The following is a 26,493-nucleotide window of genomic DNA, read 5'->3' on the forward strand; positions in this document are numbered from 1 at the left end:
TGAATACGAACACCCAAAGCCGGGCCTAACAAATGGTCCGGCTTTTTGTTTGTGGGTGTCCCGATTTTATCGGTGACGATGAAGCGATCCTTCAACCCGGGCCAGATGGCTGTGATGACTGTGGTGCCGGTGTGTCAGAAGGCGATAGACCCAAACCTTGATACAGCCCGCCGCCACAAACCAGCATAGTGCATATCCCCAAACCACCAGCGCATGGTACCAGCCAATCGGTGGCACAAACCAGCCATAGACAGCCGCCAGCGTGCCAATGATCTGGGTGATCTCGGTTGCGAGAAACAGCTTCATGCTGGGATAGGGTTTCTGCCAGAAGAACCCTTTGTGCCGGGTCAGGTAAATCGTCAGATGCCCCGCCACCAAAAGCTTGAGGAACACCAGTGTCTGGACTTCTTCCGGTGGCAAGTGCAGCCACGTTTCCGACACCCAAAGCAAGGCAAAGGATGATGTCACCCCGATAGCACCCAAAAGGGATGCCATGGTGAGCGTGTTGCCCATATTCCATCGCACCGGGTGTTCGGCAACCTCGGCATTGTCGTAAGCAATCATCATGATCGGGAAGTCATTGAGCAACGCCAACAACACGATCATCACCGCCGTGACCGGGTAGAAATCAAACACCAGAATTGAAATCGTCATGAACAACAAAACCCGGATCGTCTCGGAAATCCGGAAAGTGGCGTAACTGCCCATACGTTCGAAAATACGCCGCGATTCTTCAATCGCGCTGGTAATCACCGAAATACCCGGCGCGGTCAGAACAAGGTCGGCCGCCGCCCGCGCCGCATCGGTGGCATTTGAAACCGCAATGCCAATATCGGCCTGTTTCAGGGCAGGGGCGTCATTCACCCCGTCGCCTGTCATGCCGACAATATGGCCGCGATCCTGAAACTGGCGAACAATCGCGTATTTATGCTCAGGAAAGACCCGGGCAAAGCCGTCTGCCTGCTCGATCATTACCTGATCAATCGCCTGATTGTTGCGATCAAACACCGCATCTGCGGGCAGGATGTTTTGCCCCAATCCAAGCTGGCTGGCGACTTCACGGCCAATCGCCTCGTGATCGCCGGTGATCATGCGGATATCAACACCCTTGTTGCGCAGTTCGGCAATGGTTGATGCCGCGTCCTCACGCGGCGGATCAAACAGCGGCAGCAACCCCAGAAACTGCCAATTGCCGTCTTTATCGGTGCGCGCGACACCAAGCGCACGGTATCCGTGCTCTGCCATGGTTTTGATCGCATCCATCACCGAACGATAGGCCGCGACACTTTCGATATCCGATATCTCATCCTCACACAGCAAAGCCAGAACCGCCTGCGGCGCCCCCTTGGCGACTATGATGGTCTGGCCATCATGCGCAACCTCTGCCTCGGCCCGTTTGCGTACCGGATCAAACTGCCGGAAACTGGTGATGTCATAGCCATCAAGCTTTGCACGATCGCCAAGGATGGCAAAGACCGCGCTATCAATCGGGTCGTGGCTGTCGGCCTCTGATGCCAGTGCAGCGGTACGGATCAGATCGCTTTCATCCTTGGCATCAATCAGGACCGGGGTTCCGACGGTTAAATGGTTTTGCGTCAATGTCCCGGTCTTGTCAGAACACACGATATCCATCCCGGCCAGTTCCTCGATCGAGACGAGCCTTGATACAATCGCCTTCATCCGCGCAAGCTTCTCCGCCCCGACCGCCAGTGTCACCGAAAGAACAGCTGGCAAGGCCACTGGAATCGCCGCCACCGCCAGGATCAAGGCAAACAGCAAGGTTTCCATCAACGGATCACCACGATGCAGGGCCACGGTCATGATCAACGCAATCAGACCCAGCGTGATCAGGATCAGGAAATTGCCAATGCGCAGAACCGCGCGCTGAAAATGTGATTGTTTGCCAGCACTTTTGACAAGACTTGCCGTCCGGCCAAGATAGGTCGCCATGCCGGTCGCGGTAACCATTGCGGTCATCTGACCCTGACGCGCGATGGCGCCGGAAAAGACCTCGTCCCCGATTTTCTTATCAATCGCCAGCGACTCACCGGTCAGGGCAGACTGATCGACACGCAAATAGTCGCCCGCCAACAGTTTGGCATCGGCCGGGATAATATCGCCAAGCTTGATGCGGATAATGTCACCCGGCACCAGTTCACGGGCCGGAAGATCCGACCAAGCGCCATCGCGCAACACGCGGGCATCCGGCGCAAGGCGCTGTTTGAGCGCAGCAATGGCGTTGTCCGCCTTGAATTCCTGCCAGAAACCGACCCCGGCATTGAGCAACAGCATCACGATGATGATCGCAAAGTCCGACCAATGCTGCACCACAGCCGAAAGGATGGCGGCAACTTCGATCATCCACGGGATCGGTCCCCAAAAGAACGACAAAAGCTTTTTAAGCGCGCTGGTTTGATCATCCTTCAGGCGGTTTTCGCCGAACTTCTCAGTCCGCCTTTTTACCTCGTCCTGCCCAAGCCCGGTTTTCGGATCTGTATCAAGCAGGGATGGGTCAATCTGGGAATTATCGCGTTTGGCAGTCTGTTCCATCATGATGACACCCTCTGAGCCTCTGTTGGCAATGTGGGGAACTGCAATGTTTCTAGATTATATTGCAGCGCACAACATTGTTGCACATCAATCAGGTCGACAAATCAGGTGTCACAAATTATCTATAAAACATGACAAAAAGCACCACAGACACCACGGTCGCGGGTCGCATTACCCGGGCGCTGGCGGAACGGATCATTTCGGGCGAATTCGCACCGGGCATGAAACTGCGTCAGGACCATTTCGCCGAGGAATTTGGCGCCAGCCACGTTCCGGTGCGTGAGGCGTTTCGTCGGCTGGAGGCACAAGGCCTTGCGGTCAGCGAACCACGGCGTGGTGTTCGAGTTGCCAGCTTTGATGTTGCCGAGGTACGCGAAGTTGCTGAGATGCGGGCGTCCCTCGAAGTCTTGGCACTTCGCCAAGCTGCCCCGCATTTGACCCCTGAAATTCTTGATGTGGCAGAGGCCCATAACCGCGCAGGCGAAAATGCCACTGATGTCCATGGATGGGAACAGGCCAACAGAGCGTTTCACCGTGTCATCCTGGAACCTTGCGGGATGCCTCGGTTGCTTGCGACGATTGATGATCTGCATGCCGCCAGTGCACGATTTTTATTTTCGGGCTTTCGCATGGAATGGGAAGCCCCGACCGATCAGGACCACCGCGCGATCCTTGCCGCGCTCAGAAGCAATCAGATTGATGTCGCTGCCGCCACCCTTGCCCGGCATGTGAAATGGATCGGCAATAAATCCGGTAAAACGGCACGCCCGCAAAACCCTGCCTGACGACACTCCCCCGACGTGAAATTTTCTCCGTGCCTGCCCGGTTTACGATCCCAAAGGGACGGAACGACGCGCGAAGGCGCCGATTCAGGACGACACGCACAGAAAATGCGAGTCTCAGTCACCCTTATCGCGCTCAAGCTAAAATTTTATAGATAATATTTATGTTGTAAAATCAATTAATTAGATTGAGCATACGTGGATTCAATGAAGAATCACACCTTTCTGCCGATTTTGCAGTTGATTTCAGCACTCGATCCCGGCGTAATTATCATAGAAAACGTCATTTTATAGATAATTTGAATTCAAGGCGTGCCAGAAGGGATCAGTGATCATTTGCCGTGCTGGTAATCAGTATCGAAACGGATGCTCGAAATCGGATCGCACCGTGATCCTGCTCTGCCAGAAAGGCGCTTTCGGCAAGCCTTGTCGGGTTCAACCCCCGAACCCGTGCCGCCCGCACGGGTTTAATTGGCGAAGCTCTCTATCCGTGGGGGCTTCGCCACTTTTCTTTCGTGATGTCGGGAGAGTTTTTGGCGCCAGCGGTGCACCGACAGTGCAGTGGCTTAGTTCGCCTCGGCAGTCTCGCGCGGCTGATAGATGAAGCCGTGGGCTGGATACATACTGCCGAATGTGCCAAGCGTGTTCATCATCCGCACTTCGGACCAGTCATTGTTGGGGGATACATCAACAACAGGCTGGCGGTAATGCACCTTGCCGCGGGTGCGCGAATCGCTGCCCCAATTGGCATGGTTTACAAGGATCTTGCGGCTATCAAGGATGGCTGAAACCACGGCTACGTGGCCTAGTTTCAAGCGCGATGTCTTGCGAAGCGCAAGAACGGCACCGATTTGCGGGCGGTTACCGCGCTGGAAGTTCTTCTGCCCGGCCTGCGCCCACCATGTCCAGGCATCGCCATAAATCTCGATACCGGATACTTCGCGGGCATAGGGCACGCATTGCAGGAACTTGTTGGTCGGGGCGAAACTGTTCAGGCGTGAGGACGGCAGATTGACGCTGGCAAGGGTCTGAACAGTGTCACTTGGCATCGGGCCGGACGCACGTGGTGCCGAATTACCAGTGCTAAAACACGCCGAAAGCAACAAACACAGTCCGACAATACCAAGCAAACGCATCTGGAAATCCCCGATCCTCTCACAATGAGCCACCATAGGTCGGCAGGCCTTAACAATCCTTTACCGCAATGCACCCGAACGCGCCAGCGCCCCGATGCGATAAAGCCGCCAAAGCCCGACACAGGCCGCACACAGGATCAAAACGCCAGAACCACGCGCCGTATATTGAATATCACCGGCCTCTGAAATTGCGCCAAGAAGCGTCCCGCCCAGCGCCATGCCACCAAAACTGGTCGCACTCCAGAAACTCATCACCCGACCCCGCAGGCGATTATCAACCGTCAGCTGCAAGGCTGTTTGCGATCCCACCCCGACAAGGGTCAAGCCACCGCCCGTCAGGGCGACCAACGGCACGGCAAGCTCGTACCACGGCGCAAAACCAAGTCCTGTCATGCCGACGGCGGCGGCAAACGCGCCGATAATCGTAACCCTTTGATAGGCAATGGCATCTGATGAAATCCGTGACAGGATAAAGGTTGATGTCACCGCCCCGATTCCCGCGCTTGATGCCAACATGCCAAGACCCGTGACCCCGCGGTCATAAACCGCCTCGGCAAAGACCGGCATCAGTTCAACCATGCCGGTCCCGACCAGCGAGACAAAGCAGGACAGCGCCAGAACCGATCGGATCATCGGGTGATTGAGCGCATAATTTGCCCCGTCGACAAGCGATGTCCAGATACGGCGGCTTTTGGCATCGGGCGCGCGTTCCATGTGAATGGTGACCACCGAAATGACAAACACCATCGGAAGATAACTGATCGCGTTGATCATAAACGCTGCCCCCGTGCCCCATGTGGCGATCACGACCCCACCGACCGCCGGTCCGACCAGACGCGAAATATTGAAATTCATCGCCGCATAGGCGACCGCGCGGTTCATGAAGGCACGCGGTACAATCACCGGCACCAGCGACAGGCGAATGGGCGTCATCGCACTGCCAAGAATTCCCATCGATCCGGCAAGTGCCACCATCCAGGGCAACGTCATCATGTCGGCATAGGACAGTCCCATCAAAAGGAACGAAACCGCCGCCTGCCCAAGATTAAGCAACATGGCCGTGCGCCGCAGATCGACCCGATCGGCCATCACCCCGAAAATTGGCCCAAGGAAAAAGGCCGGGGCAAAATTAAGCGCGGCAATCACACCGGTCCAGAAGGCAGATCCAGTCAAAGACCACGCCAGCCAAGACATGGCAATTTTCTGGATCCACAATCCTTGTGTCGTGATGCATTGCCCGAAAAGAAACAGCACGAAGTTACGATCGGAAAAAATCGATCTTTGGCCGCCATCCTGGTCAGAGGCAGGCACAGAATCAGGATTTTTTTGGTCCGAGCCTTTGGATGGGTCTGGGGCAGGGTCCGGAACAGGCACAAGGCCTCCAATCATGGTGGGCGATCACAAACCGGGGCTGCGGTCATCATATTGGTGGCAGAGGATATGACCGACCCGGATTTGATGTAAACCAGCGGGCAGACTAGCACGCCGATGATTAATTATACGAAAGACGTGCCGTTCTGACACCAATTCGTGACAAATCGAAGATAGCACGCCTTCCAAAACCGGGGATTGCAACACATATCTATCTTAACCGACACCTTATAAAAAACTGATAAAAGCGTCCAAGAAACCAACGCTTTATACTGGGTTAGACCTCCGGCCGGGATATTTCCACGCATGGTTCAGACATTCCGCGATATCGAACGTGAAAAGTTCGCCATCAATCCGAAGACCTGCGAATGGACCCTTCGCGCGATGACGGCTTTGCGGGCCAATATCGACATCAACATCAAGATGCACGGGCCGCGCGACCATTTGTCGCAGGGCGACATTTTCATGTTCAATCACTTCGCCCGGTTTGAAACCTTTATCCCGCAATACCTGATCGCGCTTGAAACCGGGGTCTATTGCCGGTCGATCGCGTCGGGCGAGTTTTTTGTCCAGGACAATACTTTTTCGCGCTATCTCCGGGCGCTTGGCGGAGTTCCTAATAACTATGAACGCCTGTTGCCGTTTCTGGCCGAGGAAGTCCTGCGTGGTGGCAAGGTGGTTGTCTTTCCCGAAGGCGGCATGGTCAAGGATCGCCGGGTTCTGACCGATATACGGCCACACCCCAAACGCCCTGATTACAGCGTCTATTCCAGATCGGCAGATACCAGGCGCGCCCACCATACCGGTGCGGCCTTGCTTGGGCTTTGCATTGATGGCTTCAAGATCGGCCTATCCACCCTGATTGATCGGGGTAAAGCCGACGAACTCAACCGTTGGGCCGACCTTCTGGAACGTAGTGAAGATGACCTGCGCACAAGCCTTGCCAAGCCAACCTTGATGTTTCCGGCCAACATTACCTTCCATCCATTGCGCGTTGATCAGAACCTTTTGGCGCGGGCAGCTGACATGTTTACCGGTGGGCTGAGCCCCAAAATGGCCGAAGAAATGATCATCGAAGGCAATCTGATGTTCAAGAAGACCGATATGGACATCCGGTTGGGCGATCCGGTCAATCCGCGCGATCAGTTTAATTGGCTGGACCGCAGGCTGCTTGCCAAGCGGGTTGAGCAGGCCACCTGCATTGATGATCTGTTCAAGCCGGCCAAGACCCTTGAAAAAATCACCGAACGCGTCCCGCAATTTGCCATCACCCGGCATATCAAGCCGCTGCGCGATCATTGTATGTCGGTGATGTACTCCAATCTGACGATCAATGTCAGCCATCTGGCATCGCGCCTGATCATGATGTGGCTTGAGGATGGCGTAACCGAAGTTGATATAAGGCACTTTGACAGAACACTTTACCTGGCGATCAAGAACATCCAGCAGGCCGAAAACGTCCATCTTCATCGCGGCATGCGCAATCCCGCCGACTATGTCGGTATTTTTGAGCTCAATTGCCCACAAATCCGGTTTTTCATCGATAGTGCAGTTCAGCTTGGCCTGATTGAACGCCGCGATCAGAAATACTGCTTCCTGCCAAAATTACAGGCCGAGGCGACGTTTGATCAGATCCGCATGGACAACCCGATCATGGTCTATGCCAACGAAATGGCCCCGATCCATGCCGCTTGGCAGGCCCTTGAACGCGCGCGGATCGAGGTCAACCACCTGAGCCCGACCGATATTGCCCATCGCCGTTTTGATGATGAAATTCTGGCTTGGCAGTGGAACCACACCAAGTTCCAGAAACCGAAATATGACGCAATCAACGCCCAAGAAACCGCAACGGCTGACAGCCGCCCCTATCTGCTGCTGCCCAACGGACAAAAGCAGTTTGCCTGTGGCGTATTGCTTGTGCATGGCTTTTTGGCATCCCCGGCGGAGCTTCGCGAACTGGGCGAAAAATTTGCTGCCATGGGTCATGCGGTGATGGGGGTTCGTCTTGCCGGGCACGGCACATCACCCCACGAATTACAAAAACGCAAATGGACCGATTGGCTGGCATCAGTGCGGCGCGGCTATGAAATCCTGGCCCCGTTTTGCGATCAGGTGATCATTGTCGGGTTTTCAACCGGCGGGGCGCTATCAGTCATTCATGCCGCTGATCGTCCTGAAAAATTGCGGGCACTGGTCCTTGCCGGAACGCCTCTTAAATTCCGCAATCGCAATCTGATGTTTGTCCCACTGCTTTATGGTGCAAACAAACTGATGGGATGGATGCCATCCGCGCAGGAATTGCTCAGTTTCCGGCCAAACGAATCCGAGCATCCCGAGATCAATTATCGCAACATTCCGATCGGCGGACTGCATCAGTTGCGCCAGACCGTGGCCGAGATGCAGCGGCGCCTGCCGGATCTCGATTGCCCGACCCTGATCCTGCAAGGTGATGGCGACAAGGTTGTCGATCCGGCCAGTGCAACCATGATCCGGCGTCTGGCAACCAACGCCAGCGACATTGATGTCCAGATGCTGAAATCCGATCGTCACGGCATTGTTAACGAAGACATCGACGGCGCACATGACCGGATTATTGCCTTTGTGCAAAGCCACTGCGACCTGCAGGACGCTCATACAGAAGCCATCCCCGCAGAGTGATACTGCGCTCTGTTTTTCTTGACGAAAAGTCTTACGTATCATAGTTTGGATCCATGGATACAAACTTGATCACAACAGCACTTCGCGAAGAGATCGAAGCTGGAAGCTTGCCCCCCGGTACGGTGCTTAAGCAGGAAAATCTCGCCGCGCGCTTTGGTGTAAGTCGCCAGCCGATTCGCCACGCCCTTGAACGGCTTCACGAATCCGGTTTGCTCGAAAAACGCCCGGATAGAAGTCTTGCAGTTACTGGATTGCGCAGCAAAGACGTGCAGGAGCTTTGTCAGATTCGCATTTCGCTTGAGGTCAGTGCACTTGAGTTGTCTGCACCTAACCTGAGCCCATCAGCACTGCGTAAGGCGCGTCGCCTGAACGAAGATCTGTTTGAAGAAGACGATCCCGACATGCTGGCAGCGCTTGATCAGGAATTCCACACGACCCTGTATGGCGCATGCGGCAATCAAAGGCTGCTGTCGATGATCGATGGATTTCGCGGAGAGGCCAAACGTGCCTACGCCCTGCAACCCAAGGGGTCACGACCGCGAAGCGCGTTTTATGAAGAACATCAGCAAATCCTCGCCGCCCTTGAGGCCGGGGACATTGCGACCGCGCGCAAGGTTTTGACCACCCATATCGGCGTCACCGCCGGAAGCCTGATCCCGATTGATCAGTCCTGAAGACCACGGAGCCCCACCATGAGCAGTTTTGGCGCAGAAGTGATCTGGAGGCGCAAGGAAAGCGAGGTTTTCACCGATCGCCGATACTCGCGTGGTCATGTCTGGCGCTTTGATGGCGGGGCCGAAGTTCCGGCATCCTCATCCCCGCATGTGGTGCCCGTGCCATATTCGTTGGCAGAAAATGTCGACCCGGAAGAAGCCTTTGTCGCAGCCCTTTCAAGCTGCCACATGCTGTTCTTCCTGCATTTCGCATCCGACGCGGGGATTTTGATTGATGCCTATGTCGATGACGCCACCGGCATCATGGAAACGATCGATGGCAAGACCATGATAACCAAGGTCACCTTGAAGCCAAAGGTCACCTATGGTGGCACAGCCCCTGATGTTGCGCTTGAGGATGAGCTGCATCACCGCGCCCACGAAGCTTGTTTTTTGGCCAATTCGGTCAAGACCGAAGTCGTGACCGAGCCGGTCCGCTAAACACAACTTTTTTGAGCAGCTTAAGCTTCCAACGGTTTCTGCGCACAGATGGCATAGCGATGTTGTGCACCACGTTCGAGGCCTTTGGCGAAGCTGATGTGTTTTTTCTGCGCGCTGTGAATGCGTTTCAGATCGAAATCCACCGCAATCGGATCGAACCCGGTTTGGCGCAGCATTGCCTCAACTGCATCTGCCCGTGCCCCGTTTGAAAAATGCACGCGGGCCAGAATATCTTGATGGGTCTGCATCTGTGCAATCGCCTCAACCGGTTTTCGCAAACCAAGGGTTTCAAGGAACCCCGCCATAGCCTTGTTGAATTTCGTCGCCCAGGTCGGGGAGACAAAATCACCATCAACCACCAGAAGCTTTCCACCGGGTTTCAGCACCCTAAACCACTCAGCAAACGCCGCCGCCGGATCAACAAGCGTCCAGACCAAATGGCGGGTGACGATCACGTCGTAACTGTTGTCTGCTTCAAGCGTATTTTCCGCATCGCCCAGCAGGAAAGTGATTTTTGATCCGCGTTGCCTTGATTTGGCGCGCGCCTTTTCAAGCATCGCCTCCGACCAGTCCATGCCGGTCACGTTAAATCCAAGATCATGCATCAGATGGCTGATAACCCCGGTGCCACTTGCCAGATCAAGCGCCTTGCGCCCGTCACCCTTGCCGAAATGACGTTCAAACAGGGTATGCCACGCGCTGCGTTCGGCTTCTGAGAAAATCTCGTGGCCGGGCTGTTCGTCGAAGGTGGCTGCGCGCATTGACCAATATTCCTTGATCTCTTCGCGCAGGTTGAAGTTGCTGGCCTGATTCATGGTCTTGATGCTCTCTTGGCGGAATACCCGGATTTCTGCGGGCTAGTTAAATCTCACAGCGATAATTGCGCAATCACTAAAAACAAATGATTTGCATTATCATTGCGAAAAAGATTGATTTTCATTCTCAATAACTGATAAATCGCTCGACAGGCAATCCTAATCTGAGGGAACGGGAATGAAATTTTTGGGTGTATTTGCTGCTCTGACCATGCTGGTCACAGGCACCGCACAGGCAGCAGAATCGGTCACGGTGACCGACGTTACCGGACGTGAAGTTACAGTCGAAGTACCGGTTCAGAAGGTCATTCTGGGCGAAGGCCGCTTGATCTATGGTCTGGCGACACTCGACAGTGAAGACCCGTTCCAGCGCGTTGTCGGCTGGCGCGACGACCTTAAAAAGGCTGATCCGCAGACCTACGACATCTATGCTGCGAAATACCCGCGCATTGACGACATTCCGACCTTTGGCGGCATTAAAGACGGCACGTTCGACATCGAACAGGCCATTTCGGTCAATCCGGACGTCGTGATCATGAACCTTGAAGCCAAGGCTGCCACCGAAGACGGCGGTTTTGACGAAAAACTGGCTGCTGTTGGCATTCCGCTGGTCTATATCGACTTCCGCGAAGCGCCGATGAAAAACACCGACACCAGCATGAAGATCCTCGGCCAACTGACCGGCAAGGAAGATCGTGCGGCCGAATTCATCAAATTCCGCTCTGACAGCATCAAGAACGTGACCGATCGCATTGCCAAGGCAAATCCGAAAAAACCGCAGGTCTTCATTGAACGTGCTGCGGGTTATTCCGATGAATGCTGCATGTCGTTTGGCAACGAGAACTTCGGCACCATGGTCGAAATGGCTGGCGGCGTGAACATCGCAGCATCCATCATCCCGGGCACCTTTGGCACGATCAACCCGGAACAGGTTGTGGCCTCCAACCCCGATCAGTTCGTTGGCACCGGTGCCAGCTGGGAAGCCTATTCCCCGGGTGGTGCGTGGGTCGGTCTTGGACCGGATGCCGATATGGTTGAAGCACGCCGCAAACTGGTTGGCTTGATGGAACGCCCGGCCTTCACCGGCATCAAGGCGGTCGAGAACGGCGAAATTCACGCTGTATGGCACCAGTTCTATAACAGCCCGTACCAGTTCGTGGTGATCGAACAGATGGCGAAATGGTTCCACCCGGACCTGTTTGCCGATATCGATCCGGAAGCAACCTTCAAGGAACTGCACGAACGCTTCCTGCCGCTGGATTACCAGCCGGGCTATTTCATCTCGATCAGCGATACAGCCACAAACTAATGACGACCAACCAACTCAGTATCGAAGCCGGGAGTGTGCATTACAAAGCACGCTCCCTGCGTCGTTTCATGCTCCTGCTTGCAATGGCGGGCGCATTGTTTCTTTCATTTGCCATCGATCTGGCAACGGGTCCGGCGAACTATCCATTATCCGACGTCATCGCCACCCTGCTTGATCCATCCTCGGCGACTGATCAGTTGCGCGTGGTGATCTGGGATATCCGCATGCCGGTCGCACTCATGGCGCTGACCGTGGGCGCAGCGCTGTCGACCGCTGGCGCACAGATGCAGACCATCCTTGCCAATCCGCTGGCAAGCCCGTTTACGTTGGGCATTTCAGCCGCCGCCGGGTTTGGCGCGGCACTGGCGCTTGTACTGGGGGTGGCCCTTCTACCGGCCTTTGTGGAATTCATCATTCCGCTCAATGCCTTCATCATGGCGATGGGCACAGCCCTGATCATTCATTTCTTTAGCCGCATGCGTGGCGTGACGGTTGAAACCATCGTGTTGCTTGGCATTGCGCTGGTGTTTACCTTCAATGCGCTTCTGGCCCTTTTGCAGTATCTGGCAAGTGAGCAGGCCCTTGCGGCTGTTGTGTTCTGGACGATGGGGTCACTGGTCAAGGCGACCTGGACCAAGGTGGCGGTGACCGCCATTGCCGTCGTTGTCGCCATTCCGCTGTTTGCCCGTCAGGCATGGGCACTGACCGCCCTTCGTCTGGGCGATGCCAAGGCGGAAAGCTTTGGGGTGAATGTGCAGGGGCTTCGCCTGCGCACCATGCTGATTGTCAGCCTTCTGGCTGCCATTCCGGTTTCCTTTGTCGGCACCATCGGCTTCATCGGACTTGTCGGGCCACATATTGCCCGCATGCTGGTGGGTGAAGATCAACGCTTCTTCCTGCCGGCATCGATCCTGTGTGGTGCCCTGATCCTGTCGGCAACGTCCGTGTTGTCAAAGCTGCTGATCCCGGGCGCCATCCTGCCCATCGGGGTGATTACCGCCCTTGTCGGTGTACCCTTCTTCTTCTCGCTGATTTTCGCAAGTCGGAGGAAATCATGGTAACGCTGCGTCTCGAAAATATCGGAACCCGTTATGGCAAGGTGCAGGTGGTATCTGATGTTACCACGCCGACGATCCAGCCAGGCACTGTCACTGCCGTCATCGGTCCGAATGCGGCCGGAAAATCCAGCCTGTTTCGCCGCGTGGCCGGCCTTGCAAAGGGCGATGGTATTGTTGACCTCGGATCACACCGCAAGGAACGCAATACGATTTGTTATATGCCACAGGATACCGGCTCAACTGCGGTGCTGTCGGTCTATGAATCGATCATTCTGGCAGCCAAGCAGGGATCAAGCCTGCGCGTGCGGGCAGATGAACTGGCACGGATTGACGATATTCTGGCCGCCCTTCGTATTGGCGATCTCGCCGCGCGTAACTTGGGCGAACTTAGCGGCGGGCAACGCCAGTTGGTGGCCATCGCCCAAACGCTGGTGCGTGATCCGAAAATCCTGTTGATGGATGAACCGACATCAGCCCTTGATCTGCATCGCCAGATGGAAGTCCTGTCCTTTATGCGCGATGTCGCCAAAGGGCAGAACATAATTGTCCTGATCGCCATTCACGACCTGAACCACGCCCTTCAATATTGCGATCAGGCCATGGCCATCCGCAATGGCAAGATGGTCGCATTCGGTCCGTGTTCTGATGTCATCGATAGCGACCTTCTGCGCGATGTCTATCAGGTTGATGGCCATGTTGAACTCAATTCGCTTGGCCATCCGCATATCGTCCTGCGCGGGCCAAGTGATGAAACCAACAGTCGGCACAATACGGCCACGGCGCGCAAGACCCTGACGGAGGTCGCACAGGCTGCACAATAGAAAGGCGCGCCTTTCCTTGTGATTAAAAACTTTGCATTTGAGGCATTTTCTGGTTCCATGGACAAATGATGATCATGCATCGCAACAGCGTCATGTTTGGCGCTGTTTTCCTTTGCGGACAGGGGCAAAAATCCCTGGCGGTGTCTTTCATGCTTCAGGAGGCAGAACTTGCAGACCGGCGCGCCATTCAGTTTTGAACGCTTTACCTTTCCCGACCTGAAAACCCTGTTGGCAAAGGCAAGCCCGCTTCGGTCAGGCGATTTGCTGGCGGGGCTGGCGGCAAGCTCGGATGAAGAACGGGTGGCGGCGCGCTTTGCGCTGGCCGATGTGCCGCTCAAACGGTTTCTGAGCGAGGCACTGGTCCCCTACGAGGATGACGACGTCACGCGCATGATCATTGATGATCACGATGCAGATGCTTTTGCACCGGTATCCTCGATGACCGTCGGTGATTTTCGCAACTGGCTTCTGACCGATGACGCCACCCCCGAAGCACTTAAACATCTGGCCCCCGGCCTGACGCCCGAAATGGTCGCGGCGGTGTCAAAGCTGATGCGCAATCAGGACCTGATCGCGGTTGCCAAGAAATGCCATGTCGTCACCGCCTTTCGCAATACGATCGGCCTGCCCGGCCATCTATCAGTGCGCCTGCAACCCAACCATCCGACCGATGATCCCGCCGGTGTTGCGGCCTCAATCCTTGATGGTCTGATGCATGGCAGCGGCGATGCGGTGATTGGCATCAACCCGGCCACCGACAGCCCGGAAGCCATGATTGAGCTTCTCAAACTCATCGACGAGGTCCGTGAAAGGATCGACATCCCGACCCAGTCGTGCGTTTTGGCCCATGTCACGACGGCGATTGATGTGATGGCGCGCAATGCCCCGGTTGATCTGGTGTTCCAATCCATCGCCGGCACGCAAAAGGCCAATGAAAGCTTTGGCATCACCCAGGCCATGCTGGCCGAGGCCGAAGACGCCGCCAAGGGGCTTAAGCGCGGCACGGTCGGCAACAATGTCATGTATTTTGAAACCGGGCAGGGTGCCGCGCTTTCGGCCGATGCCCACGAAGGCATTGATCAGCAAACTGTCGAGGCGCGTGCTTATGCAGTCGCGCGCAAATATTCGCCGCTTCTGGTCAATACGGTGGTCGGCTTCATCGGCCCGGAATATCTGTTTGACGGCAAACAGATCACGCGCGCCGGGCTTGAGGATCATTTCTGTGGCAAATTGCTTGGCGTGCCGATGGGTTGCGATGTTTGCTATACCAACCATGCCGAGGCCGATCAGGATGACATGGACAACCTGTTGACCCTTCTGGGGGTTGCTGGCTGTAACTTTGTCATCGGCGTCCCCGGTGCGGATGACATCATGCTCAATTACCAAAGCACGAGTTTCCATGATGCGATGTATTTGCGCTCGGTGCTGGGTCTGCAACCGGCCCCGGAATTTGCCGCCTGGCTGCGCAAGATGGAAATCCTTGATCAGCATGGCCGTACCCGCCCGCAACTTGACGGGCAGGCAGCCCAGAACCTTTTGGCTTGGTCGGGGGCCGCTTAAATGAGCAATCTGACCAACAAGAAAATCCCGAGCGGCCTTGATCCCTGGAACACGCTTCGTGCCCATACCGATGCCCGTATCGGCCTTGGCCGGGTGGGCGACGGGTTGCCGACCGAACGGCTGCTTGAATTCCAGATGGCGCATGCCCGCGCCCGGGATTCGGTGCATATGGCCTTTGAACCCAACTCCGTACGCGACCAGCTTGATGGGGTTGATCACACAATCCTTGATGTCCATTCTGCCGCCCCGGATCGCCCGACATATTTGCAGCGTCCCGATCTTGGCCGGTTACTGAACGAAGACTCTGCTGCTGTCCTTGGCAAGCATGCCGGTAATTTTGACGTCGCCTTCATTCTGGCCGATGGCCTTTCAGCCCGCGCCACCCATGACCATGCAGCCAATACCCTGAAGCTGATCCTTGATCACTTGGGGGAAAGCTGGTCTGTCGCACCGATAACACTGGCCACCCAGTCACGTGTCGGACTGGGCGATGAAATCGGTGCTGCATTGGGCGCCAAGCTGACCGTTATGCTGATCGGCGAACGCCCGGGGCTTTCGAGTGCGGATTCACTTGGCTGCTATCTGACCTGGGGGCCAAGGCGCGGGCGATCTAACGCCGATCGCAACTGTGTTTCCAACATCCGTCCGGCGGGCTTAACCCCGGAAAAGGCTGCGAAAAAGATCGCTTATCTGATGGTCGAATCGCGCAAGATGGGTCTGTCGGGTGTGGCGCTTAAGGACAATTCATCCAATCCGGAACTGATTGAAGGCTAGGACGTGGGCCTTAGCGACAATTGCAACTAGACCTTAAGCGCCTCAAGTCCGTCTGCCACCATCACCGGATCAAACTCGGTGATGTGGTAATCGGCCAGATCATGTTGATGGAACGGATCGCGCGTCAGTTCATCTTCAAGTGCAGCCCGATCACCCTTGGCAATGATAACCCCGCCATCGCGCGGGATCTTGCGCCCGGATGCCAGAAACATGCCCTTGGCATAGGCCTGCTTTAGCCACGCGATATGGTCTTCGATATGCGCATCGACCTGTTCAAGCGGAACCTTGTAGTTCAGCGAGACAACAAACATTGCTGATTTTCCCTGTTAGATTCTAAGGGTTGGGGTTGCGCACAATCCGGCGTTTCGACGTTGATCACAAATCACATTTTGGCGATCAAGCAGCTTTATACACCGTCCGTTTTGCTCCCCATTCGGGTAAGAAGACGTTCGATACGATCTGCATGGGCGGCTTCCACGCGGGCCAGGCTTTCAAACCATGCAGCGATATCTTCTAAGCCCTCTTCACGCGCGATGCGGGCCATTTCCGGATAGGCCGTTTCGGCCTCGTCCTTTTCCTGTGCGATGGCCGCTTCAAGGTTCAGGCGGGTGGTGCCCAGTTCTTTGCCAGTCAACGGATCGCCAGCCGTTTCAAGAAATTCCAGGTGGCCAAACGCATGGCCAGTTTCGGCCTCAGCCGCGGTGCGAAAAAGCTCGGCTGCCTCGGTGTAGCCTTCGATGTCGGCCTGCTGGGCAAAGTAAAGATAACGGCGATTGGTTTGTGCCTCGGCGGCAAAGGCCGCGCGCAGGTTTGCCTCGGTACGTGTTCCCTTAAGCGCCATGTGCGCTGTTCCTTGTTATTGTTCGCCCAATACAGCGTTTTTGTATGAGCCAAAGTCGCAAAAATTAAGGCGGCAAAACCAATTGGTCTTGCCGCCCTTTATGTGTCGTGAAATCCGCCACCGTCAAGCAGAGCAGGGGCAATTGCACTGATCAGGTGTCAGATTTCATCTGCCTGTCACCTGCGCAAGGCTTGCGCAAATAACGGCTGCGCGATGTGTTAGGCTGCGTCCTTCGCCGCCTGGTTGCGACGCAGTCGGAATACCAGATCAACCGATGCCAGTTCCGTGCCGTTGGGCATGTTCGGAATGTTGGCGATCTTGACGTCACCTGCCGGAATGTCAGACAGCATGCCGTCTTCTTCGCAATAGAAATGGTAATGCGGTTCGGTGTTGGTATCGAAATAGGACCGACCCGAATCAATCACGATTTCATTGAGAAGGCGCGCATCAGTGAACTGGTGCAGCGTGTTGTAAACCGTTGCCAGCGATACCTTGATATTGTTGCTCATGGCTTCGGAATGCAGCTGTTCTGCTGTGACATGACGATGGCCGTCATCAAACAGCAAACGTGCCAGTGCTAGACGCTGACGCGTCGGACGCAGATTGGCATCCTTGAGCCGGTTAAGCGCGTTGGTATATGGACGCGATGTATGTCCCATAGCTTTGCCCCTTTGTCGTGGTCGGGCCAAAATCATGATGGCCCTAATGAATGCTGGGGACAGACTAAAGAACCCGGACGCGTTGTTCTTTGATTTTGATCAACTATAATCGCGTGATGAAATACTGCGAAATACAAACAAAAAGGGCCGGTAAAAACCGGCCCTTTTTTATTTGGTCTGATATCAGGATCAGTCGCCCGTCATGATGCGGTCGACCAGTTCCTTCACAGTCGGAATGTTGCCATTGGCGTAGAACGGGTCTTCGCCAAACTTGTAGGCATTGTGACCGGCAAACATCAGTTCATTTTCGACTTTGGCGCCATGTGCAATGCTCTGGAGCGTCTTCTGGATACAGAAGGAACGCGGGTCAGCACGCTTGCCAGTGGTGCCTTCATGCTGTTCCCAGTTGGAGAACTGGCACTGTGACAGGCAACCCATGCAGTCAATCTGATCTTTCTTGATCGTCAGTGCGCTTTCCGGGGTGACAAACACCATGGTGTCATCCGGGGTCGGCATGCCTTCGGTATAGCCAGCTTCAAGCCATGCTTTAACCTTGTCGGCATCGTCTTCACGCACATAGATCGGACGGCCACGACGGCCGAGCGGAATACCGACATGCAGATCCGCCTCGGCGGTACGTGAATAGCGTACCTGACGATCAGAACGCTGATGCAGGTCTTCGAGGAACGCATTGCGCACAGCCGAGCTATAGAAGCCAGTCGGGCTGAATTTATGCAGCGATACGTCACCATTCTTGAGACTGGTCAGGCGCTGTTTCCATTCGTCGGAAATCTCGCTTTCCTGTGTCAGAAGCGGACGAGTCCCGAACTGGAAGGCCACCGGGGCCACTTCGGGGTTGTCGATCCAGTCTTCGAAATCACGCAGGAACCAGACACCGCCTGCCATGATGATCGGAACATCATTCAGACCAACGGAATTCATGAATTCACGAAGGGCTGCAACACGCGGGAACGGATCCTCGGGCACCAGCGGATCTTCGGAATTCGACAGACCATTATGACCACCAGCGCGCCACGGATCTTCGTAAACCACGCCACCCAGCCATTCCGGGGTCTTTTTATAGGCCCGCAGCCACAATGCGCGGAAAGCACGGGCTGACGAGACAATCGGATAATAGTGAACGCCGTATTGCGCAGAAATCTGAGCAATCTTGTAGGGCATACCGGCACCACAGGTTACCCCGTGGATCAGGCCTTTGGCACCTTCAAGAACGCCGTGAAGGATCGGTTCGGCACCGCCCATTTCCCACAATACGTTCATGTGCAGACGGCCTTCGCCGTTCCGCATTTCATGTGCGATCTGTGCTTGTGCAATACCACCACGAATGCCGTAGGCAATCAGTTCCTGATGGCGGTCACTGCGGGTTTTTCCTGCATATTCGATCGGGACCAGATTGCCGTTCTCATCATAAGAATCGGCATTCACAGCGGAAAAAGTCCCGATACCACCGGCAGCAGCCCATGCGCCGGAACTTTTACCCGTCGATACAGCAACGCCTTTGCCACCTTCGATAACTGGCAAGACTTCTTTACCCGACATGACGAGCGGTTTAAGGGCTTTCAAATTCGTCTCTCCCATTCGGCCTTTGCCCGCGATGCTATGGCATCGCGCAGAGTGCCGGACGACGTCGCGTTTTTATCGTCGTCCGGCATCCCGTTTGCTTTATTCGGCGTCGCCTGCGTCGAGGTCGGCACCGGTTTCCTGGTCAACACGTTTCATCGACAGTTTGATTTTGCCGCGATCATCGAAACCGATGACTTTGACCTTAACCTGGTCGCCTTCTTTCACGATGTCCGAAACCTGTTTGACACGCTCAGGTGCCAGTTCGGAAATGTGAACCAGACCGTCACGCGCACCAAAGAAGTTCACGAATGCGCCGAAATCGACAGCCTTAACGACCTTACCATCATAGATATGATTCAATTCAGGTTCCGCAACGATGGATTTGATCCAATCCACGGCCTGCTTGCCTTTTGCACCGTCGGTATGTGCGACAGTGATCGAACCATCATCTTCAATATCAACCTTTGCACCGGTCTCTTCGCAGATTTCGCGAATGACCTTACCGCCCGAACCGATGACATCACGAATTTTGTCTTTCGGGATCGAGAACTGGGTGATGGTCGGGGCGTTACCCGAAACTTCACCGCGTGCTTCCGGAAGGGCTTTGGCCATTTCACCAAGAATGTGCAGACGACCATCGCGGGCCTGCTTCAGGGCGATCTGCATGATGTCCGGGGTTACCGAAGTGATCTTGATGTCCATCTGCAGCGAGGTAATGCCGTTTTCGGTACCAGCAACCTTGAAGTCCATGTCACCAAGGTGATCTTCATCACCCATGATGTCGGACAGAACTGCGAAATCTTCGGCTTCCTTGATCAGGCCCATGGCGATACCCGCAACCGGGCGTGCCAACGGAACACCGGCATCCATCATCGCAAGCGAGCTTGCGCAAACGGTTGCCATCGAGGAAGAACCGTTTGATTCGGTGACTTCGGAAACGATACGGGTGGTGTACGGGAAGGCGTCTTTGCCCGGCATCAGCGGGTGCAGGGCACGCCATGCCAGTTTACCGTGACCGATTTCACGACGGCCCGGCGACCCCATACGGCCAGCTTCACCAACCGAGTAGGGCGGGAAGTTGTAATGCAGCATGAAGCTTTCACGGTATTCACCGTCCAGCGCGTCAACGATCTGCTCGTCCTGACCGGTACCAAGGGTAACAACGGCCAGTGCCTGAGTTTCACCACGGGTGAAGATCGACGAACCATGCGAACGCGGCAGAACCGAAACTTCGCCCATGATCGGACGAACGTCGGCACCGGTACGCCCATCGATACGCTTGCCGGTTTTCAGGATCGCACCGCGAACGATGTCTTTTTCCAGATCCTTGATGATCGAGGAAACTTTGCCTTTAAGCGCATCGGGAACTTCATCGCCAAGTTTCTCGACGATGTCTGCCTTGGCAGCAGAAACAGCAGCCGAACGCTCCTGTTTGACAACATGTGCATAAGCAGCAGTCAGGCTTTCGGTGCCGAGCGCAGCGATTTTTTCGACCAGTGCGTCGTAACCTTCCGGAAGCTCTGCAACTTCACGCGGCTCTTTGGCTGCTTCTTCGGCCAGATCAATGATCAGGTCGAGAACGCCCTGGAACTGTTCGTGACCGAACTTCACGGCACCAAGCATGATTTCTTCGGACAGCTCGGATGCTTCGGACTCAACCATCATCACGCCATCACGGGTACCGGCAACAACCAGATCCAGATCGCTTTCCTTGACCGCTTCGGTCGACGGGTTGAGAAGGTATTCACCATCCTTGTACCCAACGCGGGCAGCACCAATCGGGCCAAGGAACGGCAGACCGGAAATGGTCAGGGCCGCCGAGGTACCGATCATGGCAACCACGTCCGGATCGTTTTCCATGTCGTGCGACAGAACGGTACAAACGATCTGGGTGTCGTTGCGGTACTGCGGGTGGAACAACGGACGGATCGGACGGTCGATCAGACGCGAAACAAGGGTTTCTTTTTCAGACGGACGGCCTTCACGTTTGAAGAAGCCACCCGGGATTTTGCCAGCGGCAAATGCTTTTTCCTGGTAGTTAACCGTCAGCGGGAAAAAGTCGACATCCGGGCGCGGTTGTTTGGCGCCAACAGCAGTACACAGGACAACGGTTTCACCGTAGGTAACCTTGACGGCACCATCTGCCTGACGGGCGATTTTACCGGTTTCGAGAACCAGTTTGGCATTGCCCCACTGCATTTCCTTACGGACGACATTAAACATTATTTTCTCTTCCTCTTACAAACCTCTGGCGGACCCGAAAGTGTACACGAGTTCCGAACACATTACTCATGAGGCTTACATGACAGCGCCATGAGTAATGGGTCCGGCGTAAGCATCGGGTCGGCCCATCCGACCCTGCTTCTCGTGTTCCGATCCGCCGGAACAATAAAAAAAACGACGGCGGAGGTCACCCTCCGCCGCAGTTCGATATCAGCGGCGAATACCGAGGCGTTCAATGACGCTCTCGTAACGCGACTGGTCTTTGCGCTGCAGGTACTTCAGCAGACGACGACGCTGACCAACCATCATGAGAAGACCACGACGGCTGTGGAAGTCGTGGTTATGTTCTTTCATGTGCTCGGTGAGGTTCTTGATCCGTTCAGTCAGGATAGCAACCTGGACTTCGGGGGAACCGGTGTCACCGTCTTTCTGACCGTATTCTTTGATCAGCTCAGCTTTGCGTTCAGCAGTAATCGACATCAGGCATCCTTTCGCCTTTAGAGATTAAAAACACGCACAGGCCGAATTTCGCCACCAGTGATCTCAGCCAACGCAACAGCGCGGTCATGGAGCATGGCACAGACGATCTCGTCCTGCACGACGGGGCTTTCAAGGGCATTGCGCTTTGCCACCGGCAACAGCCCAACGGGCTGGCCAGAGGAAAGGCGTTGCGCCTCGACTTCGGTCAGGGCCAGCGCCGGGATGTCGTCCAGCGCGGTCTCAACCGGAAGCAGTTTCTTCATCACCTCGTCCGGGTCCATATCCAGCAGTTCCTGCAGGGGAATGGCGTTCCCTTCCGAAAACGGCCCCGCCGAAGTCCGGCGAAGCGCGGCGATATAGCCGACGGTACCAAGGCGCAGCGCGATATCGCGCGCCAAAGATCGCATATACGCGCCCTTGCCTGACACAACGTCAAACACGGCGTGATCGCGATCTGGCATGTCGACCAGTCGAAGATCCTTGATCAGAATCGGACGTGGCTGCAACACCACATCTTCATCGCGGCGCGCAAGGTCATAGGCACGCTTGCCATTGACCTTGATCGCCGAAAACTTTGGCGGCACCTGCTGGATTTCACCGATGAATTCACCCAGCACAGCCTTGATTTCGTCTTCCGTCGGACGATGGTCGGAGGTTTCGATAACCTCGCCTTCGGCATCGTCCGTACTGCGCGCTTCGCCGAATTTCAGCGTCACGCGATAACTTTTGCTGCCATCCATGACATAAGCAACCGTTTTGGTTGCTTCGCCAAAGGCAATTGGCAGAACGCCAGACGCCAGTGGGTCAAGTGTCCCGCCATGTCCTGCCTTGTTGGCATCAAGCAGACGGCGCACCTGATTGACCACGGTTGATGACGTGATCTCCAGGGGCTTGTCCACCGCCAGCCAGCCATTAATGCTTTTACCGCGACGGCGACGCGCCATCAGTCGTCCTCATCTTCCGGGTCGCCCGACCGGTCATCCACAAGATCCTGCGCAACATGCGGGTCGCGCAGCAGGGCACCAATATGGTCAGCGACATCAAAACTCTTGTCTTCGACAAATCGCAATGCAGGCACGTATTTCATGTGCACCGTGTGGGCCACATGGTTGCGCAGGTGACCTTTCTGACGCATCAACGCCTTCATCGACGTTTCTGCCTCTCCGCCGCCAAGCGGGGTGAAAGATACCATGGCATTGCGCATATCCGGTGAAAGATTGACACCCGTAATGGTTACCGGGCGCCGTGTCAGATCCGGATCGTAAATGTCTCCACGCTCCAATGCCTGCGACAGCGCCTGGCGGATTTCTTCCGCCACGCGGAGCTGTCGCTGACTTGGTGCTTTGGCTGGTTGCTTCGCCATTTCAGTTCCTCACCGTCTTACAGTTCGACGGCAATTTCCTCGTTCTCGAAGCACTCGATCACATCGCCCGACTGGATATCGTTATATTTGGCGAACGACATGCCGCATTCATAGCCCTCGCGGACTTCCTTGACTTCGTCCTTGAAGCGACGGAGCGTCGAAAGTTCGCCAGAGTGAATGACAACGTTGTCGCGCAGCAGGCGGACGCCTGCGCCACGTTTGACGATACCCTCGGTGACCATGCAACCGGCGATCTTGTTGCCGGAAATCGTAAAGACGTCGCGGATTTCCGCATAGCCCAGGAACTTCTCGCGAACTTCCGGAGACAGCATGCCCGACAGCATCTTTTTGATGTCATCTGCAACATCGTAAATGATCGAATAGTAACGAATATCAACGTTGTCACGACGCGACTGTTCACGGGCCTGCTGGTTTGCACGCACGTTAAAGCCGATGATCAGTGCATTGGATGCACGCGCCAGTGTGACGTCGGATTCGTTGATACCACCAACACCGCTATGCAGAACGCGGACCGAGACTTCCTCGTTACCAAGCTTCTGCAAGGTGCCGATAAGTGCTTCGACAGAACCCTGCACGTCACCCTTGATGACGATCGGCAGTTCTTTGAGATCACCGCTCTGCGAGAACATGTTCTCGAGTGCTGATTTCTTCATTGCAGCGGCCTGGGTTTCACGAATACGGCGCTGACGGAAGTCAGAAACTTCACGTGCCTTGGCTTCGTTTTCAACAACCACAAAGTCGTCACCGGCAGACGGTACACCGTTCAGACCGTTCACCTCGACCGGCATACCCGGAATAGCTTCTGCGACACGGTTGCCGTGATCATCGATCAGGGCACGGACACGACCCCATTCCGGACCCGTGACAAAGATGTCACCGGTACGCAGGGTGCCGCGCTGGACCAGAACGGTCGCAACCGGACCGCGGCCTTTTTCCATACGGGCTTCAACAACAACACCATCGGCAACGCGTTCCGGGTTGGCTTTAAGGTCAAGCACCTCGGACTGCAGCAGAATGGCTTCTTCAAGTTCGGTCAGGCCGGTGCGCTGTTTGGCCGATACTTCAACGGCCTGAACGTCACCACCCATTTCCTCGACCACAACTTCGTGCTGAAGAAGTTCGGTTTTCACCTTGCTCGGATTTGCACCCGGCTTGTCGATTTTGTTGATGGCAACAATCATCGGAACGCCAGCCGCTTTCGCGTGGCTGATTGCCTCAATGGTCTGCGGCATGACCGAGTCATCGGCTGCAACAACCAGAACCACGATATCGGTAACTTTCGCACCGCGCGAACGCATTTCGGTAAATGCGGCGTGGCCCGGAGTATCGATGAAGGTGATCTTGGCGCCGGTTGCCATGGTGACCTGATAAGCACCGATATGCTGGGTAATACCGCCAGCCTCGCCACCGGCAACATCGGTGGAGCGCAGGGCATCAAGCAACGAAGTTTTACCATGGTCAACGTGGCCCATGACGGTCACGACCGGCGGGCGGCCCACGAGCTTCGCGTCATTGTCATCTACACTGACCAGCGACTCTTCAACGTCGGCATCAGATACACGTTTGACGTTGTGACCGAATTCTTCGACCACGAGCTGTGCGGTATCCGGATCAAGCGATTGGTTAATCGTTGCCATGACGCCAAGACTCATCAGGGTCTTGATCACGTCTGCGGCACGTTCAGCCATACGGTTGGCCAGTTCCTGGACAGTAATAACGTCCGGGATTACCACATCACGCACGACTTTTTCCTTCGGTTTCTGCGGGCCCTGGGCACGCGCTTTGGCTTTGGCCTGCTGGCGTTTGATCGATGCCATGGAACGACGGCGACCACCTTCGTCACCGCTCATTGCATTATTGATCGAAAGCTTGCCACGACGACGGCCTTCGTCACCCTTGGTGCGCGCCGCACGGCCGGCTTCTTCTTCGGCACGTTTGCGGGCTGCCACGCGGGCATTTTCCTCGTCAATTTCCTTGCGGCTTTTGGATTTGCCATCTGCCGGGGCGGAACGACGACGTTCTTCGGGAACCAGCGGCTCTGCCGGTTCGCCCTGAATAACGGTTTCCTCGGCCTTCGGTTTGGCAGCCGGTTTCGGCTTGGAGGTCTTGCCTTTTGCCGTCGAAGCGGCAAGGCGCTGTTCGACTTCTTCCACCGAAGGAGAGTCGTTTTCAGACGCAGCAGGCGCTTCTTCCTGTTTGGCTTCGGCAGCAGCCTTGGCTTCTTCTGCCTTGCGTGCTTCTTCCTCGGCCTTGCGCGCAGCTTCTTCGCGGGCGCGGATTTCCGCATCCGCCTCGTCCTGCTTGCGGCGCTCTTCAGCAGCCTTCAAAGCAGCCATACGGGCAGCGCGTTCGCTGTCGGTCAGATTGCCATGATCATCAACCGCCGGACGCGGTTTCGGCTCTTCAACCGGCTCTTTTTTTGCTTCCGGTGCCGGCTTTTCTGCTGCCGGGGACTGTTCTTCAACGAGATCCTTCTTCACCTCACGGAAGCGACCGGATTCGTTCTTTTCGAATGTACGCTTCTTGCGCACTTCGACGGTCACAGATTTTGACCGTCCATGCGAGAAGTTTTGACGAACCTGCCCTGCCTCGACCGTCTTGCTCAATTCAAGCTTCGATCTGTTGAGGCTCAGCGGTTTCTTCTCCTGATCGCGATCACTCATAATCCGTTCAACTTCCTCATTTCCTGCGGGATCGGGCACATACGCCGATCCTGTCCTGTCCGTCTGGCGCTCGTCTGATCTCAGACAGCGCGAAATCCTTCAAGCCGTTTGCACGAACGCCCCAACCGATTGGCAAGGCCTCCTGGCGCAACGGCCACATGTACTGCTTTTTCGCGACCAAAGGCCGCGCCGATTTCAGCAGCATCCAGAACGGAATAAATCGGCAGATCCCGGGCCTTGGCCTCGATCTTTGATTTTCCGTCTGCGGCACCATCGCGTGCCGCCAATACTAAGGCTGCGCCCTCGGCAATCTGGGCACGGGCCTTTTCAAATCCTGCAACAGCCTGTCCTGCACGCCGCGCCAGCGACAACAGATCGATGCATTTGCGCGTCAGCAGCTCTTCGATCCGGTCTGCAAGTGCGGTGTCGACCACGACTTTTTGTCGGGCCGCCCGGGCAAAGGCGTTCTTTGCACAGGCGGTATTTACCACATCCCGCGACGGGCACAACCATAATCCCCGTCCCGGCAGCCGTTCCTCAAGGTCGGGAACAACCGAACCATCCGGCCCGATCACAACCCTGAGAAGATCTTCCTTGTGCCGGACTTCGCCGGTGACAATGCACCGGCGTTCCGGAACCTCGGCTACCTTGCCGCCTTTACGATGCGACAT

General features: G+C 55.7%; 23 protein-coding genes. 9 read left to right on the forward strand and 14 right to left on the reverse strand.

Annotated elements, in window-relative coordinates; genetic code table 11:
- Window positions 1-66: 66 nt before the first annotated feature.
- Entirely contained in the window at window positions 67-2,553 is a 2,487-nt protein-coding gene (locus tag AUQ41_RS01190) for a plasma-membrane proton-efflux P-type ATPase (protein ID WP_232308280.1), read from the reverse strand.
- Window positions 2,554-2,681: 128 nt separating this feature from the next.
- On the opposite strand from AUQ41_RS01190, the gene AUQ41_RS01195 reads away from it, so the two are divergent.
- Window positions 2,682-3,335, forward strand: coding sequence for a GntR family transcriptional regulator (locus tag AUQ41_RS01195; protein WP_063086064.1), 654 nt, complete (start codon window positions 2,682-2,684; stop codon window positions 3,333-3,335).
- 563 nt (window positions 3,336-3,898) lie between these two features.
- Here the strand turns inward: AUQ41_RS01195 and AUQ41_RS01200 are convergent.
- Window positions 3,899-4,468 carry a CHAP domain-containing protein gene (locus AUQ41_RS01200; RefSeq protein ID WP_063086066.1) on the reverse strand — a complete coding sequence of 190 codons (570 nt, stop codon included), beginning with the start codon at window positions 4,466-4,468 and terminating at the stop codon, window positions 3,899-3,901.
- Window positions 4,469-4,528: 60 nt separating this feature from the next.
- Entirely contained in the window at window positions 4,529-5,779 is a 1,251-nt protein-coding gene (locus AUQ41_RS01205; RefSeq protein WP_063086822.1) for an MFS transporter, read from the reverse strand.
- Window positions 5,780-6,145: 366 nt separating this feature from the next.
- Here AUQ41_RS01205 and AUQ41_RS01210 point away from each other — a divergent pair, with 366 nt between their 5' ends.
- Genes AUQ41_RS01210 through AUQ41_RS01220 form a run of 3 tightly spaced genes read left to right on the forward strand, consistent with a single transcriptional unit; the run spans window position 6,146 to window position 9,651 of the window.
- A complete protein-coding gene (locus AUQ41_RS01210; RefSeq protein ID WP_063086068.1) occupies window positions 6,146-8,497 on the forward strand; it encodes a carboxylesterase in 2,352 nt (783 codons plus the stop codon).
- A 53-nt stretch (window positions 8,498-8,550) separates the two neighbouring features.
- The gene (locus AUQ41_RS01215) at window positions 8,551-9,171 is read left to right on the forward strand and encodes a GntR family transcriptional regulator (RefSeq protein WP_063086070.1); all 621 of its coding nucleotides are present in this window, start codon (window positions 8,551-8,553) and stop codon (window positions 9,169-9,171) included.
- An 18-nt stretch (window positions 9,172-9,189) separates the two neighbouring features.
- Entirely contained in the window at window positions 9,190-9,651 is a 462-nt protein-coding gene (locus AUQ41_RS01220; RefSeq protein WP_063086072.1) for an OsmC family protein, read from the forward strand.
- A 20-nt stretch (window positions 9,652-9,671) separates the two neighbouring features.
- Here AUQ41_RS01220 and AUQ41_RS01225 read toward each other — a convergent pair whose 3' ends face one another.
- Complete coding sequence (locus AUQ41_RS01225; RefSeq protein WP_063086074.1) at window positions 9,672-10,466, reverse strand: class I SAM-dependent methyltransferase; 795 nt, start codon at window positions 10,464-10,466, stop codon at window positions 9,672-9,674.
- 178 nt (window positions 10,467-10,644) lie between these two features.
- On the opposite strand from AUQ41_RS01225, the gene AUQ41_RS01230 reads away from it, so the two are divergent.
- The 5 genes from AUQ41_RS01230 (at window position 10,645) to eutC (ending at window position 15,988) form a co-directional block, all read left to right on the forward strand.
- On the forward strand, window positions 10,645-11,775 hold the full coding sequence (locus tag AUQ41_RS01230) for an ABC transporter substrate-binding protein (protein WP_063086076.1): 1,131 nt from the start codon (window positions 10,645-10,647) through the stop codon (window positions 11,773-11,775).
- Complete coding sequence (locus AUQ41_RS01235) at window positions 11,775-12,836, forward strand: iron ABC transporter permease (RefSeq protein ID WP_063086078.1); 1,062 nt, start codon at window positions 11,775-11,777, stop codon at window positions 12,834-12,836. The genes AUQ41_RS01230 and AUQ41_RS01235 overlap by 1 nt, the downstream gene beginning before the upstream one ends.
- Complete coding sequence (locus AUQ41_RS01240) at window positions 12,830-13,654, forward strand: ABC transporter ATP-binding protein (RefSeq protein WP_008888883.1); 825 nt, start codon at window positions 12,830-12,832, stop codon at window positions 13,652-13,654. The genes AUQ41_RS01235 and AUQ41_RS01240 overlap by 7 nt, the downstream gene beginning before the upstream one ends.
- 168 nt (window positions 13,655-13,822) lie before the next feature.
- Complete coding sequence (locus AUQ41_RS01245; protein ID WP_063086080.1) at window positions 13,823-15,214, forward strand: ethanolamine ammonia-lyase subunit EutB; 1,392 nt, start codon at window positions 13,823-13,825, stop codon at window positions 15,212-15,214.
- Complete coding sequence (gene eutC / locus AUQ41_RS01250; protein ID WP_063086082.1) at window positions 15,215-15,988, forward strand: ethanolamine ammonia-lyase subunit EutC; 774 nt, start codon at window positions 15,215-15,217, stop codon at window positions 15,986-15,988.
- A gap of 26 nt (window positions 15,989-16,014) precedes the next feature.
- Here eutC and AUQ41_RS01255 read toward each other — a convergent pair whose 3' ends face one another.
- The 10 genes from AUQ41_RS01255 to AUQ41_RS01300 form a co-directional block, all read right to left on the reverse strand.
- Entirely contained in the window at window positions 16,015-16,299 is a 285-nt protein-coding gene (locus AUQ41_RS01255; RefSeq protein WP_063086083.1) for a YciI family protein, read from the reverse strand.
- A gap of 95 nt (window positions 16,300-16,394) precedes the next feature.
- Entirely contained in the window at window positions 16,395-16,829 is a 435-nt protein-coding gene (locus AUQ41_RS01260; protein WP_063086085.1) for a rubrerythrin family protein, read from the reverse strand.
- A 218-nt stretch (window positions 16,830-17,047) separates the two neighbouring features.
- A complete protein-coding gene (gene irrA / locus AUQ41_RS01265; RefSeq protein ID WP_063086087.1) occupies window positions 17,048-17,488 on the reverse strand; it encodes an iron response transcriptional regulator IrrA in 441 nt (146 codons plus the stop codon).
- A 189-nt stretch (window positions 17,489-17,677) separates the two neighbouring features.
- A complete protein-coding gene (locus AUQ41_RS01270) occupies window positions 17,678-19,072 on the reverse strand; it encodes a nitronate monooxygenase family protein (protein ID WP_008888877.1) in 1,395 nt (464 codons plus the stop codon).
- Window positions 19,073-19,171: 99 nt separating this feature from the next.
- Entirely contained in the window at window positions 19,172-21,295 is a 2,124-nt protein-coding gene (gene pnp / locus AUQ41_RS01275; RefSeq protein ID WP_063086089.1) for a polyribonucleotide nucleotidyltransferase, read from the reverse strand.
- A 210-nt stretch (window positions 21,296-21,505) separates the two neighbouring features.
- Window positions 21,506-21,775, reverse strand: coding sequence for a 30S ribosomal protein S15 (gene rpsO, locus AUQ41_RS01280; RefSeq protein WP_008888875.1), 270 nt, complete (start codon window positions 21,773-21,775; stop codon window positions 21,506-21,508).
- Window positions 21,776-21,792: 17 nt separating this feature from the next.
- Entirely contained in the window at window positions 21,793-22,719 is a 927-nt protein-coding gene (truB, locus tag AUQ41_RS01285) for a tRNA pseudouridine(55) synthase TruB (protein ID WP_063086091.1), read from the reverse strand.
- Window positions 22,719-23,138, reverse strand: coding sequence for a 30S ribosome-binding factor RbfA (rbfA, locus tag AUQ41_RS01290; RefSeq protein WP_008888873.1), 420 nt, complete (start codon window positions 23,136-23,138; stop codon window positions 22,719-22,721). The genes truB and rbfA overlap by 1 nt, the downstream gene beginning before the upstream one ends.
- 17 nt (window positions 23,139-23,155) lie before the next feature.
- A complete protein-coding gene (gene infB, locus AUQ41_RS01295) occupies window positions 23,156-25,822 on the reverse strand; it encodes a translation initiation factor IF-2 (protein ID WP_063086823.1) in 2,667 nt (888 codons plus the stop codon).
- A gap of 80 nt (window positions 25,823-25,902) precedes the next feature.
- Window positions 25,903-26,493 carry an RNA-binding protein gene (locus tag AUQ41_RS01300; RefSeq protein WP_008888871.1) on the reverse strand — a complete coding sequence of 197 codons (591 nt, stop codon included), beginning with the start codon at window positions 26,491-26,493 and terminating at the stop codon, window positions 25,903-25,905.

Source organism: Thalassospira sp. MCCC 1A02898, assembly GCF_001618185.1.
GTDB lineage: Bacteria > Pseudomonadota > Alphaproteobacteria > Rhodospirillales > Thalassospiraceae > Thalassospira > Thalassospira tepidiphila.

Coding starts and splice junctions, on each gene's coding strand:
- AUQ41_RS01225 (WP_063086074.1), bottom strand. CDS start 10,466: ATGAATCAGGCCAGCAACTTCAACCTGCGCGAAGAGATCAAGGAATAT.
- eutC (WP_063086082.1), top strand. CDS start 15,215: ATGAGCAATCTGACCAACAAGAAAATCCCGAGCGGCCTTGATCCCTGG.
- AUQ41_RS01230 (WP_063086076.1), top strand. CDS start 10,645: ATGAAATTTTTGGGTGTATTTGCTGCTCTGACCATGCTGGTCACAGGC.
- AUQ41_RS01220 (WP_063086072.1), top strand. CDS start 9,190: ATGAGCAGTTTTGGCGCAGAAGTGATCTGGAGGCGCAAGGAAAGCGAG.
- AUQ41_RS01240 (WP_008888883.1), top strand. CDS start 12,830: ATGGTAACGCTGCGTCTCGAAAATATCGGAACCCGTTATGGCAAGGTG.
- pnp (WP_063086089.1), bottom strand. CDS start 21,295: ATGTTTAATGTCGTCCGTAAGGAAATGCAGTGGGGCAATGCCAAACTG.
- irrA (WP_063086087.1), bottom strand. CDS start 17,488: ATGGGACATACATCGCGTCCATATACCAACGCGCTTAACCGGCTCAAG.
- truB (WP_063086091.1), bottom strand. CDS start 22,719: ATGGCGCGTCGCCGTCGCGGTAAAAGCATTAATGGCTGGCTGGCGGTG.
- rpsO (WP_008888875.1), bottom strand. CDS start 21,775: ATGTCGATTACTGCTGAACGCAAAGCTGAGCTGATCAAAGAATACGGT.
- AUQ41_RS01195 (WP_063086064.1), top strand. CDS start 2,682: ATGACAAAAAGCACCACAGACACCACGGTCGCGGGTCGCATTACCCGG.
- AUQ41_RS01210 (WP_063086068.1), top strand. CDS start 6,146: ATGGTTCAGACATTCCGCGATATCGAACGTGAAAAGTTCGCCATCAAT.
- rbfA (WP_008888873.1), bottom strand. CDS start 23,138: ATGGCGAAGCAACCAGCCAAAGCACCAAGTCAGCGACAGCTCCGCGTG.
- AUQ41_RS01215 (WP_063086070.1), top strand. CDS start 8,551: ATGGATACAAACTTGATCACAACAGCACTTCGCGAAGAGATCGAAGCT.
- AUQ41_RS01255 (WP_063086083.1), bottom strand. CDS start 16,299: ATGTTTGTTGTCTCGCTGAACTACAAGGTTCCGCTTGAACAGGTCGAT.
- AUQ41_RS01300 (WP_008888871.1), bottom strand. CDS start 26,493: ATGTCGCATCGTAAAGGCGGCAAGGTAGCCGAGGTTCCGGAACGCCGG.
- infB (WP_063086823.1), bottom strand. CDS start 25,822: ATGAGTGATCGCGATCAGGAGAAGAAACCGCTGAGCCTCAACAGATCG.
- AUQ41_RS01235 (WP_063086078.1), top strand. CDS start 11,775: ATGACGACCAACCAACTCAGTATCGAAGCCGGGAGTGTGCATTACAAA.
- AUQ41_RS01260 (WP_063086085.1), bottom strand. CDS start 16,829: ATGGCGCTTAAGGGAACACGTACCGAGGCAAACCTGCGCGCGGCCTTT.
- AUQ41_RS01200 (WP_063086066.1), bottom strand. CDS start 4,468: ATGCGTTTGCTTGGTATTGTCGGACTGTGTTTGTTGCTTTCGGCGTGT.
- AUQ41_RS01190 (WP_232308280.1), bottom strand. CDS start 2,553: ATGATGGAACAGACTGCCAAACGCGATAATTCCCAGATTGACCCATCC.